General features: G+C 61.3%; 16 protein-coding genes. 12 read left to right on the plus strand and 4 right to left on the minus strand.

The window, feature by feature from the left end; genetic code table 11:
- The first annotated feature begins 100 nt into the window (after window positions 1-100).
- The 7 genes from DET50_RS00995 (at window position 101) to ung (ending at window position 9,165) form a co-directional block, all read left to right on the plus strand.
- The gene (locus DET50_RS00995; RefSeq protein ID WP_113861029.1) at window positions 101-844 is read left to right on the plus strand and encodes a thioredoxin fold domain-containing protein; all 744 of its coding nucleotides are present in this window, start codon (window positions 101-103) and stop codon (window positions 842-844) included.
- Window positions 845-987: 143 nt separating this feature from the next.
- Entirely contained in the window at window positions 988-2,289 is a 1,302-nt protein-coding gene (locus tag DET50_RS01000) for a homoserine dehydrogenase (RefSeq protein ID WP_092004879.1), read from the plus strand.
- 11 nt (window positions 2,290-2,300) lie between these two features.
- Complete coding sequence (gene thrC, locus DET50_RS01005; protein WP_113861030.1) at window positions 2,301-3,701, plus strand: threonine synthase; 1,401 nt, start codon at window positions 2,301-2,303, stop codon at window positions 3,699-3,701.
- A gap of 6 nt (window positions 3,702-3,707) precedes the next feature.
- Window positions 3,708-5,438 carry a single-stranded-DNA-specific exonuclease RecJ gene (gene recJ / locus DET50_RS01010; RefSeq protein WP_113861031.1) on the plus strand — a complete coding sequence of 577 codons (1,731 nt, stop codon included), beginning with the start codon at window positions 3,708-3,710 and terminating at the stop codon, window positions 5,436-5,438.
- A 142-nt stretch (window positions 5,439-5,580) separates the two neighbouring features.
- Window positions 5,581-6,676 (plus strand): peptide chain release factor 2 gene (prfB, locus tag DET50_RS01015; protein ID WP_113861032.1). Its coding sequence is split into 2 segments (ribosomal slippage): window positions 5,581-5,652 and window positions 5,654-6,676, totalling 1,095 coding nucleotides; the frame shifts between segments, so codons are not numbered across the junction.
- 59 nt (window positions 6,677-6,735) lie between these two features.
- Window positions 6,736-8,277 (plus strand): lysine--tRNA ligase, encoded by a 1,542-nt coding sequence (gene lysS, locus DET50_RS01020; RefSeq protein ID WP_113861033.1) that lies wholly within the window; start codon window positions 6,736-6,738, stop codon window positions 8,275-8,277.
- Between the two features lie 141 nt (window positions 8,278-8,418).
- Window positions 8,419-9,165, plus strand: a complete 747-nt coding sequence (gene ung / locus DET50_RS01025) for a uracil-DNA glycosylase (RefSeq protein WP_113861034.1) — start codon at window positions 8,419-8,421, stop codon at window positions 9,163-9,165.
- Here ung and ygfZ read toward each other — a convergent pair.
- From ygfZ to nadB, 4 genes are read right to left on the minus strand one after another with little or no spacing between them, the layout of a single operon-like run.
- On the minus strand, window positions 9,154-10,149 hold the full coding sequence (ygfZ, locus tag DET50_RS01030) for a CAF17-like 4Fe-4S cluster assembly/insertion protein YgfZ (protein ID WP_113861035.1): 996 nt from the start codon (window positions 10,147-10,149) through the stop codon (window positions 9,154-9,156). The two genes, ung and ygfZ, sit on opposite strands and share 12 nt — an antisense overlap.
- Before the next feature lie 19 nt (window positions 10,150-10,168).
- Window positions 10,169-10,630, minus strand: coding sequence for a hypothetical protein (locus DET50_RS01035; RefSeq protein ID WP_113861036.1), 462 nt, complete (start codon window positions 10,628-10,630; stop codon window positions 10,169-10,171).
- Entirely contained in the window at window positions 10,614-10,886 is a 273-nt protein-coding gene (locus tag DET50_RS01040; protein ID WP_113861037.1) for an FAD assembly factor SdhE, read from the minus strand. Before DET50_RS01040 ends, DET50_RS01035 begins: the two co-directional genes overlap by 17 nt.
- Before the next feature lie 35 nt (window positions 10,887-10,921).
- Window positions 10,922-12,529, minus strand: coding sequence for an L-aspartate oxidase (gene nadB, locus DET50_RS01045; protein WP_181799902.1), 1,608 nt, complete (start codon window positions 12,527-12,529; stop codon window positions 10,922-10,924).
- Between the two features lie 133 nt (window positions 12,530-12,662).
- Between nadB and rpoE the strand changes: the two genes are divergently transcribed.
- The 5 genes from rpoE (at window position 12,663) to DET50_RS01070 (ending at window position 16,985) form a co-directional block, all read left to right on the plus strand.
- Window positions 12,663-13,352 carry an RNA polymerase sigma factor RpoE gene (rpoE, locus tag DET50_RS01050; protein ID WP_113861039.1) on the plus strand — a complete coding sequence of 230 codons (690 nt, stop codon included), beginning with the start codon at window positions 12,663-12,665 and terminating at the stop codon, window positions 13,350-13,352.
- A gap of 11 nt (window positions 13,353-13,363) precedes the next feature.
- Entirely contained in the window at window positions 13,364-13,933 is a 570-nt protein-coding gene (locus DET50_RS01055) for an RseA family anti-sigma factor (RefSeq protein WP_113861040.1), read from the plus strand.
- Between the two features lie 21 nt (window positions 13,934-13,954).
- The gene (locus tag DET50_RS01060; protein WP_113861245.1) at window positions 13,955-14,983 is read left to right on the plus strand and encodes a MucB/RseB C-terminal domain-containing protein; all 1,029 of its coding nucleotides are present in this window, start codon (window positions 13,955-13,957) and stop codon (window positions 14,981-14,983) included.
- Window positions 14,980-15,426: a SoxR reducing system RseC family protein gene (locus DET50_RS01065; protein ID WP_113861041.1), complete on the plus strand. Its 447-nt coding sequence runs from the start codon at window positions 14,980-14,982 to the stop codon at window positions 15,424-15,426. The genes DET50_RS01060 and DET50_RS01065 overlap by 4 nt, the downstream gene beginning before the upstream one ends.
- 80 nt (window positions 15,427-15,506) lie before the next feature.
- Window positions 15,507-16,985 (plus strand): DegQ family serine endoprotease, encoded by a 1,479-nt coding sequence (locus DET50_RS01070; protein WP_113861042.1) that lies wholly within the window; start codon window positions 15,507-15,509, stop codon window positions 16,983-16,985.
- Window positions 16,986-17,066 lie beyond the last annotated feature (81 nt).

Here is a 17,066-nt window from a genome sequence, read left to right on the forward strand (position 1 = left end):
TTATCCTCGCTGAACTTTTGCGCCGGTCCTTTGTCGCAATGAGGGTCAACCCGGTCCGTCCATGCCGTGCGGGCCCAACGCTATCAGACTGGAATCATTTATGTTCGTCACCAAGAATGTCAAGCCACTGGGAGTTGCGGCCGGGCTGGTCGTGAGTCTGTTCGTTGCAACCGCAGCAGCGGGTGAGGTCGAGGACCGCATTGCTGAGCGCCTGGCCACAGCCGTACCCGGCCTGAAGGTTTCCTCGGTTCGCGAATCCGAGGCCGAAGGCCTGTACGAAGTGCAGAGCAACAACGGCGAGACCATCTACACTACTGCGGATGGTCAGTACCTGCTGACCGGCGATCTGCTCAAGATCACCAATAACGGTATTGCCAATGTGACCGAACAGGGCAGGGCCGGGCAACGCCTGACGGCGATGGAGGAATACGGCTCGGAGGGGCTGATCACGTTCCCGGCAAGCGGTGAGGAGAAGGCGGTGATCAATGTGTTCACCGACATCGATTGCCCGTACTGCCGCAAGCTGCACGACGAGGTGCCCCAGCTCAACGATTACGGCATTACCGTCAATTACTATGCCTTCCCGCGCTCTGGCCCGGGCACACCGTCCTTCAAAAAGTACGTTTCAGTGTGGTGCGCCGACGACCAGCAGGCGGCCATGGACGCCGCCAAGTCCGGCAAGTCGGTAGAATCTGCCAGCTGTGACAACCCTGTGCTGGAGCAATACCGCCTTGGTGGCCGTGTCGGGGTGACCGGTACGCCGGCCATTCTGCTGGAAGACGGCAATATGGTTCGCGGCTACGTGCCGGCGGACAACCTGGCCAAGGGTCTCGGCCTCCTGTAAGTTATCGGGCCGGGCATCAGGTCCGGCCCTGTTTTTTGCATACCACCTGACCGATTCAGGGCTTATTCAGCCGCCCCTGAATCGGTATACTATGCCACTTCATTGCAATCCATCAGCACCCCTTCGGGATCAGAGGTGAGAGTTTGAAAGACGTCAGTGTCGGAATCTGCGGACTGGGAACCGTTGGCGGCGGTACATTCAATGTTTTGACCCGTAACGCCGCGCTTATTGCGGGTCGTGCCGGTTGCAACATCCGAATTACCCGGGTGGCCAGCCGTCGAAGTCGCGACGACCTGGCTCTGGGGGATGTACCCTTCACCACCGACATTTTCGACGTCGTGAATGACCCGGCGGTGGATATCGTGGTCGAGTTGATCGGTGGCTATGACACCGCCAAGGAGCTGGTGCTCGCAGCCATCCGTAACGGCAAGCATGTGGTGACGGCCAACAAGGCCCTGATTGCCGTACACGGTAACGAAATCTTCGAAGCGGCGGAAAAGGCCGGTGTCGTGGTTGCCTACGAAGCCGGTGTGGCTGGCGGTATTCCGGTGATCAAGGCGGTCCGGGAAGGTATGGCCGCGAACAGGATCGACTGGATCGCAGGCATCATCAACGGAACCGGTAACTATATCCTGACCGAGATGCGTGCCGGCCGGGAATTCGGGGAGGTGCTCAAGGAAGCCCAGGACCTGGGCTATGCCGAAGCCGATCCGACCTTTGACGTCGAGGGCATCGATGCCGCCCACAAGCTGACGATCCTGGCCTCCTCCGGGTTTGGCGTACCCCTGCAGTTCGAAAAAGCCTACACCGAGGGGATCTCCTCCATCACCCCTTACGATATTGCCCACGCCGAGTTGCTGGGATACCGGGTCAAGCACCTGGGTATTGCCCGTCGCCGGGAGGATGGAATCGAGCTGCGGGTCCATCCCACCCTGGTTCCCCGCAGTCACCTGATTGCCCAGGTTGATGGTGTTCTCAATGCGGTTCTGGTGGATGGCGATGCCGTCGGCCAGACCATGTACTACGGCCCGGGCGCCGGTGATGAGGCAACCGCGTCCGCCGTGATCGCCGATATTGTCGATGTGGCTCGTGCCGTATCCATCGAGAGTGCCCTCCGGGTGCCGTACCTCGGCTTCCATCCGGAGGCTATGGAGGACCTGGGTGTCCTGCCGATGGAGGACATCCAGTCCGCCTATTACCTGCGCATCCAGGCCTTCGACCATCCGGGCGTGCTGGCCAAGATTGCCTCCATCCTGAGTGAGCATGGCATTAACATCGAGTCCATCATGCAGAAGGAGTCGGAGTTCAAGGACGGCCGGATTCCGGTGATCATTCTGACCCACACCGTCCAGGAGCGCCAGATGAACCTGGCGATCGAGGAGATGGAAGCGCTGTCGGATATCGATGGCAAAGTGGTCCGCATCCGCGCCGAAAACTTCAACTGACAGGTACGAAAGTGAGATACATCAGTACACGGGGCGAAGCTCCCGCCCTGGGCTTTGAAGACGTCCTTCTGACCGGCCTGGCCAGCGATGGCGGCCTCTACGTTCCGGAATCGCTTCCGCATTTCAGCCTGGAAGAGATCCGCAGCTGGCGTGGGCTGTCCTACAGCGAGCTGGCGTTCAACGTCATGCACCCGTTCGTGGACGATGCCATCCCGGCGGATGATTTCCGCAAGATGCTGGACGAAACCTACGCCGGTTTTACCCATCAGGCGGTGGCGCCGCTGGTCCAGCTGGATACCAACGAATGGGTGCTGGAACTGTTCCGGGGGCCGACCCTGGCGTTCAAGGATTTCGCCCTGCAACTGCTGGGCCGCCTGCTCGACTATGTGCTCGAGAAGCGCAACCAGCACGTGGTCATCATGGGGGCCACGTCCGGTGATACCGGTTCAGCCGCCATCGAAGGCTGCCGCCGTTGCGAACACGTGGATATCTTCATCCTGCATCCGCACCAGCGGGTTTCCGAGGTGCAGCGCCGGCAGATGACCACGGTGCAAGGTGACAACATCCACAACATCGCGGTGAAGGGTAATTTCGACGATTGCCAGCGCATGGTGAAGGAGAGTTTCGGCGACCAGTCTTTCCTGGGTGGCAAGACCCAGCTGGCGGCGGTGAACTCCATCAACTGGGCGCGGATCATGGCCCAGATCGTGTATTACTTCCAGGCGTCCCTGGCCCTGGGTGGCCCGGATCGCAGCATGGCGTTCTCGGTGCCCACCGGCAATTTCGGCGATATCTTCGCCGGTTACCTGGCGAAGAAGATGGGCCTGCCCATCTCCCAGCTGGTGATTGCCACCAACCGCAACGACATCCTGCATCGCTTCATGAGCGGCAACAAGTATGAACAGCACAAGCTCGAACATACCCTGTCACCGAGCATGGACATCATGGTGTCCAGCAACTTCGAGCGCCTGCTGTTTGATCTGCATGGTCGCGATGGTGCGGCGGTTAAGGAGCTGCTGGAGAATGCCGCCAAGGGTCCGGTCAGCATTGAAGACTACCGCTGGCGTCACGCCCGCAAGCTGTTCGACAGCGACGCGGTGGACGACAAGACCACCTGTGACACCATCCGCGAGATCTATGAGCGCAATGAATACCTGCTCGATCCGCACACGGCCATCGGTGTCCGTGCCGCACGCACCTGCCGCCGTGATCCCGCCGTGCCGATGATTACCCTCGGTACCGCGCATCCGGCCAAGTTCCCGGATGCGATTGCCGAATCCGGTCTCAGCGTGAAGCCCGAGCTGCCGGCCCACATGGCTGACCTGTTCGAGCGGGAAGAGCGCTACACGGTACTCGACAACGATGTGGCCGGTGTCCAGGCATTCATTGCCCAGCACTGGAAAAACGCCTGATCCGGTATGACACCGAAAAAGATTCTGCGTCGCCCCCGGCCGGATAATGTGCCGGCCTGGGGGCAAAACCTGCCTCCCCTGCTGCGCCGCCTCTATGCGGCCCGTGGCGTCACCTCCGATGAGCAGCTCAGTTATACCCTGAAGCACCTGGCGTCACCGCTGCAGTTGCGTGGCATCGACCGTGCCGTGGAGCTGCTGGCCGAGGCCATCGACCGGCAGCAGAGGGTGCTGGTACTGGGGGATTTCGATGCGGATGGTGCCACCAGTACTGCCGTGGCCATGCTCGGTTTGTCCATGTTGGGGCTGGGAAATATCGATTTCCGGGTGCCCAGCCGGTTCGCGGATGGTTACGGCCTGACCCCCGGCATCATTGAGCGTCTGAAAGAAGAGGGCGAATTGCCGGATCTGCTGGTGACCGTCGACAACGGTATCTCGGCTATCGAGGGCGTCAGGGTGGCAAGGGATATGGGTATCCGGGTCGTGGTCACCGATCACCACCTGGCCGGCGAGGTGCTGCCGGATGCCGATGCCATCGTCAATCCCAATCAGCCGGGCTGCCCGTTCCTGAGCAAGAACGCCGCCGGGGTAGGTGTGATGTTCTACGTGCTCACCGCCCTGCGTAAGCACCTGCGGGAGATTGGCAGGCTGCCTCAGCCGGAGCCGAACCTCGGCTGTCTGCTCGATCTGGTAGCCCTGGGCACGGTGGCGGACGTGGTGCCGCTGGATCACAACAATCGCATTTTCGTGGAGCAGGGGCTGCGCCGGATCCGGCAGGGTGAGGCGAGGCCGGGCATACTGGCACTGCTGGAAGTGGCCGGTCGCGACCATGCCCACATCAGTTCCACCGATCTCGGTTTTGTCGTCGGGCCGCGTCTCAATGCCGCCGGTCGCCTGGACGATATGAGCGTGGGTATTGCCTGTCTGCTGGCGGACAATCCGGATGAAGCCCGGCGCCTGGCCCGGGAGCTGGATACCTTCAACCGGGAGCGCCGCACCATCGAGCGGGACATGAAGAGCCAGGCCCAGGAGCTGCTGGCGTCCATGTCCCTGGATACCGATGGTCTGCCCTGGGGGTTGGCCCTGTTCGATCCCGACTGGCACCAGGGCGTGATCGGTATCCTCGCTGCGCGAATCCGTGAGCAGACCCATCGGCCCACCATTGCCTTTGCACCGGATGACGATGGCGAGCACATCAAGGGGTCGGCTCGCTCGATTCCGGGCCTGCACATCCGTGATGCCCTGGCCGTGGTGGACGCCCGCCATCCCGGGCTGCTGAAAAAATACGGGGGCCACGCCATGGCCGCCGGCATGACCATCGCCAAAGAAGACCTGGATGCCTTCAGCGACGCGTTCGACACGGCGGTGCGGGATGCGCTTACTCCGGAGGACCTGGAGGCGGCCATTATCACCGATGGCCCGCTGGGCGCCGATGAGCTGAACCTGGATACCGCTTACTTGCTGAAGCGGGCCGGCCCCTGGGGGCAGCATTTCCCGGAGCCGGTGTTTGATGGTGAATTCCAGGTGGTAAGCCAGCGCATTGTCGGGGAAAACCATCTGAAACTGGTGCTGCAACCGGCGGACGGCGGCGGAATCATCGACGGCATTGCCTTCAATACCGGGCCGGAAGTGCCGGATTACACCCGCTCGGGGGCAAGACTGGTGTACAAGCCGGATGCCAATACCTTTCGGGGGAGGACGAATCTGCAGTTGCTGGTGGATTACATCGAAGCCTTATAGGTGAAAATGGGGTCTGACCCCATGCGGGGTCAGACCCCGGATTTACCATCGCAATTCCGTGGTACGGCTGATTTAAGCGCGGAATTCCGGTAGAATTCCGCCTCTGTTTTACACCCCATTTGCCAAAGCGAGAAAGGGTTTCATGGAAATCAATCCCATAGTGACGAAGATCAAAGAGCTTCGCGAGCGCACTGAAGCGCTGAGGGGGTATCTTTGACTATGATCAGCGTAGTGAACGTCTGGTCGAAGTAGAGCGGGAACTCGAACAACCCAGCGTCTGGGACGACCCTGAGCGGGCCCAGGGTCTGGGTAAGGAACGGTCGGACCTGGAGCTGATCGTCCACACCATCGACAACCTCTCCACCGGCCTCAGCGATGCTGAAAGCCTGCTGGAGATGGCGGTCGAGGAAGACGACGAAGGCACTGTTGACGAGATCCAGTCTGATCTGGACGCGCTTGATGGTGAACTGCAGAAGCTGGAATTCCGCCGCATGTTCTCCGGCGAGATGGACGCCAACAACGCCTACCTGGACATCCAGGCCGGCTCCGGTGGTACCGAAGCCCAGGACTGGGCCAACATGCTGTTGCGCATGTATCTGCGCTGGGCCGAGCGCCGTGGTTTCAAGGCGGAGATTGTCGAACTGCAGGAAGGGGACGTGGCCGGCATCAAAAGTGCCACCGTCCACATCCAGGGCGACTATGCCTACGGCTGGCTGCGCACCGAAACCGGCGTGCACCGCCTGGTGCGCAAGTCCCCGTTCGATTCCGGTAACCGTCGCCACACCTCGTTCTCTTCCGTGTTTGTCTCGCCGGAAGTGGATGACAGTTTCGAGATCGAGATCAACCCGGCCGATCTGCGGGTGGACGTCTACCGTGCCTCCGGTGCCGGTGGTCAGCACGTCAACCGAACCGAGTCCGCCGTGCGACTTACCCACAACCCGACCGGTATCGTGGTGGCCTGTCAGGCTGGCCGAAGCCAGCACCAGAACAAAGACCAGGCCATGAAGCAGTTGAAGGCCAAGCTCTTCGAGCGTGAGATGCAGCTACGCAACGCCGAGAAGCAGAAGGCGGAGGATGCCAAGGCCGATATCGGCTGGGGCAGCCAGATCCGCTCCTATGTCCTCGATGACAGCCGGATCAAGGACCTGCGCACCAAAGTGGAAACCAGCAACACCCAGGCGGTTCTGGACGGCGATATCGACAAGTTCATTGAAGCCAGCCTGAAGATGGCGCTGTAACCGGCGCCATTCTCGTCCAACCCGACTAAACCGGACAATCCGAATCCTAGTGAGCCAACATGACTGAACACACCCAACACGCCGCACAGCACGAGGACAACAAGCTGATTGCCGAGCGCCGCGCCAAACTGGCTGACATGCGCCGCCACGGCCATCCGTTCCCCAATGACTTCCGTCGCGATGCCACCGCTGCCGAACTGCAGGAGAAATATGGTGACAGGAGCAAGGAGGAGCTGGAGCAGCTTGATATCAAGGTGGCCATCGCTGGCCGCATGATGCTGGACCGCAAGGCGTTCAAGGTGGTGCAGGACATGACCGGTCGCATCCAGGTCTACGCCACCAAGGATGTCCAGAAGGAGACCAAGCACTGGGATCTGGGGGATATCATTGGCGTCCGGGGCACCCTCTCGAAGTCTGGCAAAGGTGATCTTTACGTCACCATGGACGAATACGTGCTGCTGACCAAATCCCTGCGGCCGCTGCCAGAGAAGCACAAGGGCCTGACCGACATGGAGGCCCGCTACCGGCATCGCTATGTGGACCTGATGGTCAACGAGGAAACTCGCAAGACCTTCCAGATCCGCACGCGGTTGATCAACAGCATGCGCAACTACTTCAATGCCCGTGGTTTCATGGAAGTGGAAACCCCGATGCTGCAGGTGATTCCCGGTGGCGCCACGGCCCGTCCGTTCGTGACGCATCACAATGCCCTGGGCATCGACATGTACATGCGCATCGCGCCGGAACTCTTCCTCAAGCGGCTGGTGGTTGGCGGCTTCGAACGGGTGTTCGAGATCAACCGCAACTTCCGTAACGAAGGACTCTCCACCCGGCACAACCCCGAGTTCACCATGGTGGAGTTCTACCAGGCGTATGCGGATTACAACGATCTGATGGATCTGACCGAGGACATGCTCCGGCAGATTACCAGGGAAGTGCTGGGCACCACCACGGTGGTCAACACCCGCGAGCTGGCCAACGGCGAAACCGAGACCGTGGAGTACGATTTCGGCATGCCGTTCAAGCGTATGACCGTGGTCGAGGCGATTCTGGAGCACAACCCGGACATTCAGGCGGGTCAGCTGGGCGATGAAGCCAGTGCCCGCCGGGTGGCGGATGGGCTGGGTATCCAGCTCAAGGATACCTGGGGCCTCGGCAAGGTGCTGGTGGAGATCTTCGAGGCAACCGCCGAGCACCTGCTGGTGCAGCCGACGTTCATCACCGACTACCCGAAGGAAGTCTCGCCGCTGGCCCGTTGCAAGGACAGTGATCCGTTCGTCACCGAGCGTTTCGAGTTCTTCGTGGGTGGTCGCGAGCTGGCTAACGGCTTCTCGGAGCTTAATGACGCGGAAGACCAGGCCGAACGTTTCCACGCCCAGGTGGCGGAAAAGGACGCCGGGGATGACGAGGCCATGTTCTATGACGAGGACTACGTCATGGCCCTGGAGTACGGCCTGCCCCCCACTGCCGGTGAGGGTATCGGTATCGACCGTCTGGCCATGCTGCTGACCGATTCGCCGTCCATCCGCGACGTCATCCTGTTCCCGCACATGCGCCCGGAGCACAAGGTCGAGCACCATCAGGCGGAAGACGAGGAATAACCGGTCAAACCCGGGGAAGGTCCCGAAGACGGGGTCAGATGAAAGCTTTCATCTGACCCCATTTTCACAACTCCGGGGTCTGATGAACGTTTTCATCTGACCCCAACTTTAACCAACCCAGCGATCACCCAGGAGTCGGCCATGCACCCCGCCCAAACCCTGGCCAGCCAGCTCAAACCCGGACGTGGCTGGGACCACCACCTCGCCGGCGAATTCAGCCAGCCCTACATGCAGCAGCTGGCGGAGTTTCTGGCGGCGGAAGAGCAGGCCGGCAAGGTGATCTACCCACCCAGCTCCCATTGCTTCAATGCCCTCAACAGCACGCCGCTCGACAAAGTGGAAGTAGTGATCCTCGGACAGGACCCTTACCACGGCCCCGGTCAGGCCCATGGCCTGTGTTTCTCGGTGCGTCCGGAGGTTCCGGTTCCACCCTCCCTGGTCAATATCTTCAAGGAAATCCGGGATGATCTGGGGATCGAGCCGCCGGATCATGGCTGCCTCCAGCCGTGGGCCGAGCGCAGGGTGTTGTTGCTGAACAGCGTTCTGACGGTATTGCAGGGACAGGCCGGCGCCCATCAGGGCAAGGGTTGGGAAACCTTTACCGACAAAGTGATTGAAACCGTCAACCGGGAACGCGACGGCGTGGTATTCCTGCTCTGGGGCAGTTACGCCCGGAAAAAGGGCCAGCATATCGATCGTAACCGGCACCTGGTGCTGGAGGGCCCGCATCCGTCGCCCCTCAGTGCCTACCGGGGCTTTTTCGGCTGCAAACACTTCTCCCGAGCCAACGAATGGCTCGAGGGCAACGGGCAGCCGCCCATCGACTGGTCGCTGCCCGCCAAAGAGGAGCTGATTGCCCGCTATCGGAAACCGGTATCAGCCTGCTGAAGGCTCCTGATCATCCCCTTGCTCACGCTCCGGCACGGCATAGGGCAGGGGCAGGACAGTCAGGTTGTTGCCCTCTGCCGTCAGCGGCTGATCCGCGGCATCGTGGCGAACCACCGCCAGCAATTCCACCGAGCCATCGTTGAACCGCACACGGTTCACCACCGTCCCGACGCTTCGGCCGTCCATTTTTATATCCGCGCCGGGTGTGACATCGCCGGCACTGCGGAACCGGAACAGGCTTTTCTTCAGCTGCCCGAGGAAGTGCATGCGCGCAATAACCTCCTGACCGGTATAGCAGCCCTTCTTGAAATGGATGCCGCCCAGGTGCTGTAGGTTGAGCATCTGCGGCACAAACGCTTCCCGGCTTGCCTCATCGAGGGCGGGAACACCGGCGGCGATCTCGGTTGCGTGCCAGTCGGCCAGTGACAGCTCCGGGGCGCCCGCGAAATCCGGGGATTCACCGGAGGTCTGCCAGAGTTCGTAGCGTTCGAGACCACGTTCGTCGGATTCAACGCGGATCAGGAGTCCCGACTTGATCCCGAGAACGTCACCCGCAGCCTGGAGCCCGGAAACATCCCCGCCAGCGGCTGCACGTGCCGTGTCCTGCCCGAGGATGCCCCAGATTACACCCTGATCCAGGGTCTCCATGGTCGTGCCCCGAAACAGCATCAGGTATTTCCGTAGCTGGGTCAGCGTCTGGTCCGCCAGTGCCTTCGGGAGATCCAGAACAACGCTGTCCCCGTCCCGCGCCAGTCGCGTCAGACAGTAGGCCCTGCCCTTCGGGCTGCTGGCGGCTGCGCGAAGGGCGCGATCACCGGTGACTTCCTCGAGGTGCTGGCTGAACTGGCCCTGGAGAAACTTGTCGGTTCCGGGGCCGGAAACCCCCACCAGGATCCGGTCGGAGAGCCTGGCATAGCCCCGGTCGGGTAGCGGCAGGCTGGCGGTTTCTGGTTGCGTGGGGGCAGCAGTATCCGTGTCGGTCATGGAAACTCCGGGTGGTGAATCAGTTGGACGACTGCGACTGGCCCAGGCGCAGCCACTGGCGCAACCTGCGGAACTGGTCCGGGCAGACGTTGCCACCAGGCAATGGCTCAGGGGCCAGGAGAATCAGATAGTACGCCTCTAATCTGGAGCCTGTCGGGCGAAGTTTCAAGAGCGTCAGCATCGGGCCGAGCCGACTGCTGCGACAGGGCTGGACCGGAATGGCCTCCCGCCCGGTAACTCTTGCCTGCAGCTGACCGTCTTCCAGCGCCAGCCCGGTAACCGAGCGTTTGCCGCGTAGCAGGCCAAAGCGGCGAAAGTGCAGGAGCGCACCGGCGCCGGCCACGGGGATGAAGAATAGCATCCAGGGCCGGCTTTCGGTGGCTGCGGTCAGCACGAAGGCCAGCAGTGCCAGCCAGGGCAGGGTCGCAATCAGGCCGGCACTGACAGAGGGGGTCAGCCGGAGATCAATCCGGCTGGACACGGTTCAGGATCATGTCGACGATGCGCTGGAGATCCGGGTCTTCGGGCCGGCTGCGCTGCATGAACCACTCGAACATATCGGTGTCCTCGCAGCTCAGCAGTTTCTGGTAGCGGGCCTGGTCCTCGGGCTCAAGGTTGCGGTAAACCTCTTCCACGAAGGGCACCAGGAGTACATCAAGCTCCAGCATACCGCGGCGGCTGTGCCACCAGAGGCGCTTGAACTCGGGGTTGTCGGGCACGTTGGGGGTATTGGACATAATGATATCGCCAGTTTTCCAGAGAAGTTGAAGGATCAGGGGGCCTGGGTCCGGTAGGTAGTCGGAACCAGTACCGTATCGCGGGCTTCGTTGAGCAGTCCCGGGTAGTCAAGGGTGTAGTGCAGCCCCCTGCTTTCCCGGCGCTGCAGTGCCGAACAGATGATCAGGTCCGCCACCGTGACCAGGTTGCGCAGCTCCAGCAGGTCATTGGAAACCCGGTAGTTGCTGTAGAACTCGCTGATTTCCCGGTCCAGAAGATCGACCCGGTGCTTGGCACGCTGGAGTCGCTTGGTGGTTCTCACAATGCCGACATAGTCCCACATGAAGTGGCGCAGTTCGTCCCAGTTGTGGGAAATGACAACGTCCTCGTCGGAGTCCCGGACCTGGCTCTCATCCCACTCCGGGGCTTCCGGGGGCGCCGGGATATCCGATTCCCGGCGGGCAATGTCGGCGGCTGCGGCCCGGCCATAGACCAGGCACTCCAGCAGGGAATTGCTGGCCATACGGTTGGCACCATGCAGGCCGGTAAAGGCGGCTTCACCGACCGCGTACAGCTGGTTGATGTCGGTGCGGGCCCGTTCGTCACTGATGATGCCGCCGCAGGTGTAGTGGGCGGCAGGAACCACCGGTATCGGTTCTTTGGTGATGTCGATGCCAAAGCCCACGCACTTCTCGTAGATGGTCGGGAAGTGGTGTTTGATGAAGTCCGCCGGCTTGTGGCTGATGTCCAGGTACACGTGGTCCACACCCAGGCGCTTCATCTCGTGGTCGATGGCCCGGGCAACAATGTCCCGGGGCGCCAGTTCGGCCCGTTCGTCAAACCGGTCCATGAAGCGGGTGCCATCCGGCAGCTTCAGCAATCCACCCTCGCCGCGAACCGCCTCGGTGATCAGGAACGATTTGGCGTGCGGATGGTAAAGGCAGGTTGGGTGGAACTGGTTGAATTCCATGTTGGCGACGCGGCACCCCGCCCGCCAGGCCATGGCAATACCATCCCCCGAGGCGCCATCGGGATTGGTGGTGTAGCGGTATGCCTTGGAAGCACCCCCGGTGGCGATGACGGTGAACCGGGCGCGGAAGAGTTCCACATGATTGTCTTCCAGGTTGAGGATGTAGGCCCCCACGCAGCGATTGCCCGGTAGCGACAGTTTCCGGTTGGTGATCAGGTCCACCGCCACCCGGTTCGACATCAGATGAATGTTGGGTCGCGCCTGCGCCTGGGAGGTCAGAGTGGTGGACACGGCGTGGCCGGTGGCATCGGCGGCATGGATGATTCGCCGGTGACTGTGCCCGCCCTCGCGGGTCAGGTGGTAGTGCTCGCTGTCATCCTCCCGGGTAAAATCCACCCCGGATTCAATCAGCCAGTCGATGCTGTCCTTGCTGTTCTCCACAGTGAAGCGCACAGCGTCCTCGTGGCAGAGACCGCCGCCCGCCGCCAGGGTGTCCTGGATATGGTTCTCTACCGAATCCTTGTCATCAAGCACCGCTGCAATGCCGCCCTGGGCCCACAGTGTGGCGCCACTGCTGATGTCAGCCTTGCTGATGACTCCGATGCTGAGGTGCTCCGGCAGGTTCAGGGCGACAGTAAGACCGGCAGCTCCACTGCCGATTATGAGAACATCGTATTCGTAGGACTGTGGCATTGGATCGATATCGCGGGCCATAATGTGGACGTGTATTGAACTAAACTTTACGCCTGCTGTCTATTTGGCCTGACGGCGCGCCCCTGTGGAGCGTGCGCCCAAAATGGACAAAAACGGACGCCGGACAGCAGTAATGACTCAAACAAATCTCGCAACGGCCGAACAGCTGGCCGCAACATCAGGGAAAACCGGCAAACCGTCCATGACGCCTGAACAGAATCAGACACAGGGTGAGCATTCCGACAGCCAGACGGACCTCCAGCTCGTGCGCAAGGTCCGCAACGGCGATCGGGCGGCTTTCGACCTGCTGGTGGTCAAATACCAGACGCGCGTGGCCTCAATCATCAGCCGTTATGTCTACGATTCCCAGGAAGTGATGGACCTGACCCAGGAAACCTTCGTCAAGGCCTATCGCGCCATCGACCGGTTTCGCGGGGACAGCGCGTTTTACACCTGGCTCTACCGGATCGCGGTCAACACCGCCAAGAACTTTCTGGAGTCCCGGGGCCGGCGCCCGCAGGCCAGTGCCGATGTCTCCGATGCCGAAAATTTTGATGACGGTATCCGGCTCAGGGATCCCGCTTCTCCGGAACGGTTGTTGCAGCGGGAGCAGTTGCAGGAGGAGTTGTCCCGGGCTATCGCTGAACTGCCGGAAGAGCTGCGCTCGGCTTTCTTGTTGCGCGAGTACGATGGTCTCAGTTACGAAGACATCGCCAAAATTCTGGAGTGCCCGATTGGAACCGTGCGTTCCCGTATTTTCCGGGCCCGGGATGCCGTGGATCGGCACCTTGGTCCCTTGCTCAATCATACAGAGACAACTTGAGGTAGCATCCAATGGATGATCGTCTCAGAGAAACCCTGTCGGCCATGATGGATGACGAAGCGGATGAGCTCTCGGTGCGCCGGCTGTTGTCCCATCATGACCAGGTCCGGGTACGCGACCAGTGGCAGCGCTGGCAGCAGGTCCGGGATCTGATGCACGGTGGCCATACGCCGGCGGAGGGCGTGGATGTCAGTGCCCATGTTCGGGCGGCACTCGATGGCCGCTCGGGGAGCGCCAGTCAGCGGACGTCGGCAAAAGGTATTTCTCCGGCTGCACGCTGGCGCTGGCCGGCAGTCGCAATGGTTGCGGTAGCCCTGGTTGTGGGTTTTGGCGCCGGTGCTGGCTGGGATTCGAGGGGAGGTTCTGCGGCAGCCGGTGCACCGGAAGTGGCTGCACAATCAGTCCCTGATCAGGATGCCGTCACTGCCCCGGTTCGCGAAGTGGCGCTGCAAGGTCTTGATGAAGAACAGTGGGAACAAATGAGTCAGTACCTGCTGGAGCACGCCCAGCACAACAGTGTCGGGGCGGGTCGCGGTGCGGTCGGTTACGCCCGGGTGGTCAGTGCCGGCAATGGATACTGATATCTTGGAGTGCGAATGCCCATGAACAGGCTGTCCTCACGTTTGAGAACGTCTGCCGTTCAGGCTCTGCTGCTGGCGGTGCTTGCCCTGGCAGTTCCGGGTCTGGCGGCGGCCGACGGTGACAGGGGTGAGGTGAACCAATGGCTGGAGCGGCTGGCGCCGGCCCTAAATATGACGTCCTACCGTGGCGTTTTCGTATACGCCCGTGGCGATCAGGTGCATTCCATGCAGATCGCTCACCGCTACCGCGACGGAATGGTCGAGGAGCGTCTGGTGATGCAGGACGGAGGCAGTGGTGAAATCGTCCGGCGCGGTGTCAATGTCGTCTGTGTACTGCCGGATCGGGGCCGGATCCGGCTGGATCAGGTGATTCCGTCCGGTCCCTTCGCGGAGGCGTTTACCAGCCAGTTGATGCCGATCAGCCGTTGGTACCGTGCCGAGATGGTGGGGGAGGACCGGGTTGCCGGTTATGAAGCGGTCGAAATTGCCCTTAAAGCAAGGGACGAATACCGGTACAGTCACCGGCTCTGGCTGGAACGAACAACCGGCCTGCTGGTGAAAAGTCATGTCCGCGCATCGTCCGGAGAGGTGATGGAGCAGTTCCAGTTCACCAGTCTGGAGATTACCGACAATATTCCCGACGAGGCGTTCGAAATCCGGACCGAGGGCCGGGAAATTTCCCGGAGTCTCGCGGCCGATCAGGCAGCGGCAGAGGCATCGCCGGTTTCCAGGATGAATGGCTGGGAGCTCGGTTGGCGCCCGGATGGATTTGCGCCCGCGGCAGCTCCGCGGACCGGTCGTGGGCAGGTTGTGGCATTTTCTGATGGTCTGGCGGCGTTCTCGGTGTTTGTCGAGCCGACCGGTCGCCTGAACATGCCCAAGGGCGCTTCCCGTATCGGCGCCACCACCATTTACATGCATAAGCTCGAGACCGGAGACCGCGAGTTTCTGGTGACGGTGGTGGGTGAAGTCCCGCCGGAAACGGCGCGAAGAGTTGCCGAGTCGGTGCAGGTGCAGGATGCCCTGGCACTTGAAGGGAGCGGCTCGTGATTACCGAAACCGGCAAAGTCATCGCGATCAAGGGAGATCATGCCTGGGTGCAAACCATTCGGGCGAGCGCTTGCCAGAGCTGTTCTGCCCGCAGTGGCTGTGGTCAGAGAGCGCTGGCGTCGGTGACCGGCGGTAGGGCCAACCAGGTCCTGGTCGCCAATACCATCGATGCCCGAGTTGGCGATGACGTGACCATTGGTATCGAAGAGCAGGCCCTGTTGGGGGCGTCCATGGTGGTCTACGCCGTTCCGCTCGCTGCCATGGTGCTGGCGACCATTGCCGGCCACAATCTGTCAGGGGGCAGTGATGGGGGCGCCATCCTGGGTGCCGCTGCCGGCCTTGCCAGCGGCTTTCTCCTGGCCAGATTCTTGCCAGGCCGTCGTGGAGGCTACGAGCCGAAGCTTCTGCGGCGCAATCAGGTTACGGTCCGAACCTGTCCATAAATCCTACCGATTTGTAAGTTGAAAACACTTTTCCGGGCCTCAAAACTAATCTTATGAGTTGTTAATACAGGGGGTTCAACATGCCGAGAGAAATAACAGTGGCCACCCGTGCCTTGCCCGCATTCCGGATCGACAAGGTGCTGAGTGCCCTGCTGATGATGTCCGTCATGGTGATGGCATTGTGGAGTCAGGGTATTGCTGCCCAGAATCTGCCGGATTTCACCGAGCTGGTGGAGGAAAACTCCGGTGCGGTGGTCAATATCAGTACCACCACCGAGCCCAAGGCTGGCAACACCGGTTTCGGGGGCATGCCCTTCGATGAGCGCCAGCTGGAACAGATGCCGGAATTTTTCCAGCACTTTTTCCGTGGTCCGCAGTCTCCGTTCGGCGGTGCGCCGGGTGGGGCCCAGCCCCGCCGCTCCATGGGGTCGGGCTTTATCGTCTCCAGTGACGGCTACGTGCTCACCAACAACCATGTGGTTGAGGGTGCCGACGAGATCATTGTGCGCCTGAATGACCGCCGCGAGTTGCCGGCCAAGCTGGTGGGCACCGATCCGCGCTCGGATATGGCCGTGCTGAAGATCGAGGGCGGTGAGGATCTGCCCGTGGTCGAAATTGGTGAATCCCGGGAGCTGAAAGTCGGTGAGTGGGTGTTTGCCATCGGCTCACCGTTCGGGTTTGACTACACCGTGACGGCCGGCATTGTCAGCGCGCTGGGCCGGTCCCTGCCCAGTGAAAACTATGTGCCGTTCATCCAGACAGACGTTGCCATCAACCCGGGTAACTCCGGCGGGCCGCTGTTCAACATGGACGGCGAAGTCGTTGGTATCAACTCCCAGATCTACACCCGCTCCGGTGGCTTCATGGGCGTCTCCTTTGCCATCCCCATTGATGATGCCATGAATGTTTTCCGGCAGATCCGCGACAAGGGAACGGTTTCCCGCGGCTGGCTTGGTGTCCTGATCCAGGAGGTCAATCGTGACCTGGCCGAATCCTTTGGCCTGAAGCGGCCCCGTGGCGCGCTGATTGCTGAGGTCATGGAAGGTTCTCCGGCCGAGCAGGCAGGCCTGCAAGCGGGTGATATCGTATTGGAATACGACGGTCAGGAAATTCAGTTCTCCTCCGATCTGCCGCCAATGGTCGGGCGGACCCCGGTCGGTGAGACTGCCAGTCTCACTGTCCTGCGCGGGGGCGAGGAAATCATGCTGGATGTGGAGATCGGACAGCTGCCGAGCGATCGCCAGGCCCAGAGCCAGGCGCCGGCCGGCAAGAGCAGTGGTTCCTCCTCAGCACCGCTGGGCATGACCATTGAACCGCTGCCCGCCGAACTGGCCGATTCGCTCGGGGTTCCGGGTGGCGTGGTTGTCACAGACATCAGTCGCGGGCCTGCCTTCGAAGCCGGGATTCGGCCCAAGGATGTGATCACCGAGATCAACCGTCGGGAGATACGTTCGGTTTCCGATTTCCGGGAAGTGGTGTCGTCCCTGCCGGAAGGTCGGGCCGTATCGGTGCGGATCGTACGTCAGGGCCGGGCACTGTATCTGGTGATGAAGCCCTGATCCGGCCATTCTGAAGTCGTAATACGCAGTCACAAAGCCCCCGGGCCGGTCGAAGCGACAGGCCCGGGGGCTTTTGCTATA

Origin of the sequence: Marinobacter pelagius (assembly GCF_003315345.1) — a bacterium.
Taxonomy (GTDB): Bacteria; Pseudomonadota; Gammaproteobacteria; order Pseudomonadales; family Oleiphilaceae; genus Marinobacter; species Marinobacter pelagius_A.